This is a genomic window from Microbacterium sp. zg.Y909 (assembly GCF_024626565.1).
On the sequence record NZ_JANJFJ010000509.1, the window covers coordinates 1 to 2,605 of the forward strand.

Consider the following 2,605-nt stretch of genomic DNA (forward strand, 5'->3'; position numbering starts at 1 on the left):
CCCGGCAGCATCACCACCGCCATGATCGCGAAGCCGACCCAGGGGTCGGCGCCGATCTTCTGCGAGGCGTTGTAGGCCACCATGAGCGGCAGGAAGACGAACACGCACTGCCACATCAGGTTGATGAACGCCCACGAGGGCTCCAGCACGACGCCCGGCGCGTTCCACGACGGGATCACTCCGAGGGTGGCCATCAGCGCCATGAAGGTGATGAACAGCGAGGCGCCGAGCAGGGCGCCGAGGATCGGTCGGAACGAGTCCGACAGGAATTCGAACAGCGAGTCGAGCCAGGCGACCTTGCCGCGCGGACCCTTCGCGCGCTCCCGCGCCTTGATGGCGGCGGTGTCGTCGACGTCGCCTTCGGCGTCGCCCTTCATGGTCGGCAGCGCCATGATGTCGTTGTAGACCGTCTGCACGCCGCCGCCGATGACGACCTGGAAGCGGTCGCCCGCCTGCGGCACGGCACCCATGACGCCGGGAACCGCCTCGACCGCCGACTTGTCGACGAGGTCACCGTCGCGCAATTGGAACCGTAGGCGCGTCGCGCAGTGGGTGAGGCTCTCGATGTTCCCGGGACCGCCGACCAACTCGACGATCTCGGCTGCGGGGCTGTCGGACATGGGAACCGCTCCCTTCTCGCCGGATTTTCGCGCTGATCCGGAACGGTCTGCGCGGCACCCGGGGCCGTCGCGGGCGACTCTACGCCAGCCATTCGGAGCGGTCGAGGGGGTCCGAGGATCATCCCAGCGAAGGAGCCGCATACCTCGCAGGGCCGACGACGGGGCGCCCGCCGCCGCGAAGACTGGCATCGTGAACAACACTTCCCACGACTTTGCCCTGGCCGCCACTGGTCTCATCAAGCGCTACGGCGATCTCACCGCGCTCGCCGGCGTCGACGTCACCATCGGACGCGGCCAGTCCGTCGCCGTGATGGGCGCCTCCGGTTCCGGCAAGACCACCCTGCTGCACTGCCTCGCCGCCATCCTCCCCCCCGACGCCGGTTCGGTGCGGCTCGCCACCAGGGACGGCGCGCCGGTCGAGCTGGTCGGGATGAGCGAGGACCAGCGCTCGGAGGTGCGGCGGTCCCGGGTGGGCTTCGTCTTCCAGGAGCACCTGCTGCTGCCCGAGCTCACCGCGCTCGAGAACGCCGCTCTGCCGCTGCTCGTCACCGGCGTGGGGCGCCGGGCGGCCGAGACCCACGCCGCCGGGTGGCTGGCATCGCTGGGGCTCGCCGGCATGGAGGACCGCCGCATCGGCCAGCTCTCCGGTGGCCAGGCCCAGCGCGTCGCGATCGCGCGCGCCCAGGTGACCGGCGCGCCCATCGTCTTCGCCGACGAGCCGACCGGCGCACTGGACTCCGCCACCTCGACCGAGGTGATGAGCGCGCTTCTGCACGCCACCACCGGGCAGGGCCGGAGCCTCGTGGTGGTCACACACGATGCCGATGTCGCAGCGCGCTGCGACCGCGTGCTGCACATGCGCGACGGCCACGTTGTCGGCGAGACCGCCGGCGCCGCGGTTCGACCCGCCTCGAACGGAGCGGCGCGATGACCGCCGGCACCACCGCCCCGAACGTCCTCGCGGCCCCGCCACGCGGTACGGCAGGTTCCGCCCGCCGCATCGTCACCCTCACCACGCTGCTCTCGCGACCGTCCCGCCAGGGGCGCGCCGCGCTGCTGCTGCCGGTGGTCGCCTTCGCCGTGACGACCGCTCTGCTGCTGGTCGTCGTCGGCGGCACGGTCATGTTCCACACCGACCCCCGCGTGGCCGGCGACCCGGTCTACCCCATGCTGAGCATGCTGGCGCTGGTGCTGCTGGCCGTGCCGGTGTTCACCCTCGGCGCCGCCGCTGCGCGCCTGTCGAGCCGTCGGCGAAACGACCGCCTGGCCACCCTGCGGCTGCTCGGGGCGACCAGCGCCGAGGTCTCGGCGATGACCGTGGCCGAGGCCGCGCTCACGGCGCTGGCCGGTGCGCTCGGGGGCGTGGTGCTGTACCTCGTGCTGCTGCCGCTGGTGGGGCTCCTGCCGTTCTTCGGCGGCCCCGTGGGCATCGCCGCGGTGTGGGCGGGTCTGCCCGCGATCTTCTGGGCCGTCGTCGCAGTGACCGCGCTGGCGACCACGAGCGCGGCGCTGAGCCTGCGCGCCGTGCGCCTGGGCCCCCTCGGGGTGCGGCGCAGGACGAACGCCGCACCGCGGCGCACCGTCCTGCTGGTGGTGGGGCTGGTCATGCTCGTGGCGCTCATCGCCGTGGCGGGGAGCATGGGCTCGCTCGCCGACACCCTCGGCATCATGATCCTCATCGGAATGTTCGCCGGCGCCATGGGTCTGGTGAACCTCATCGGTGCGCCGCTGGTGGCCCTGACCGGACGCATCATGGCAAGGCGCGCCACCTCGGCGGCGAGCCTCATCGCCGGTCGCGAGCTGGCCGCCCACGCACCGCAGGCATGGCGCCGGGTCTCGGGCATCGCGATGATCGCGTTCATCGCCGTCGTCGCCGGCGGCGGGATGGGGCTGCTCGAGACCGTCGGTGAGAACGAGCAGGGCACGTTGCTGTCCGACATCCGCGTCGGCGTGCTGGTGACCCTCGGCGCCGCGTTCGTGCTGCT

Annotated in this window: 3 protein-coding genes; 2 read left to right on the forward strand and 1 reads right to left on the reverse strand. The window is 72.3% G+C overall.

What is annotated here, in order from left to right:
- A partial coding sequence (locus NQ160_RS22105) for a PTS transporter subunit EIIB (RefSeq protein ID WP_257517192.1) occupies positions 1 to 620 on the reverse strand: 620 nt, incomplete at its 3' end.
- Between the two features lie 190 nt (positions 621 to 810).
- Between NQ160_RS22105 and NQ160_RS22110 the strand changes: the two genes are divergently transcribed.
- Positions 811 to 1,551, forward strand: coding sequence for an ABC transporter ATP-binding protein (locus tag NQ160_RS22110; protein WP_257517193.1), 741 nt, complete (start codon positions 811 to 813; stop codon positions 1,549 to 1,551).
- Positions 1,548 to 2,605 (forward strand): FtsX-like permease family protein (locus NQ160_RS22115; RefSeq protein WP_257517194.1); only part of this gene is annotated, 1,058 nt, incomplete at its 3' end. The genes NQ160_RS22110 and NQ160_RS22115, both read left to right, overlap by 4 nt.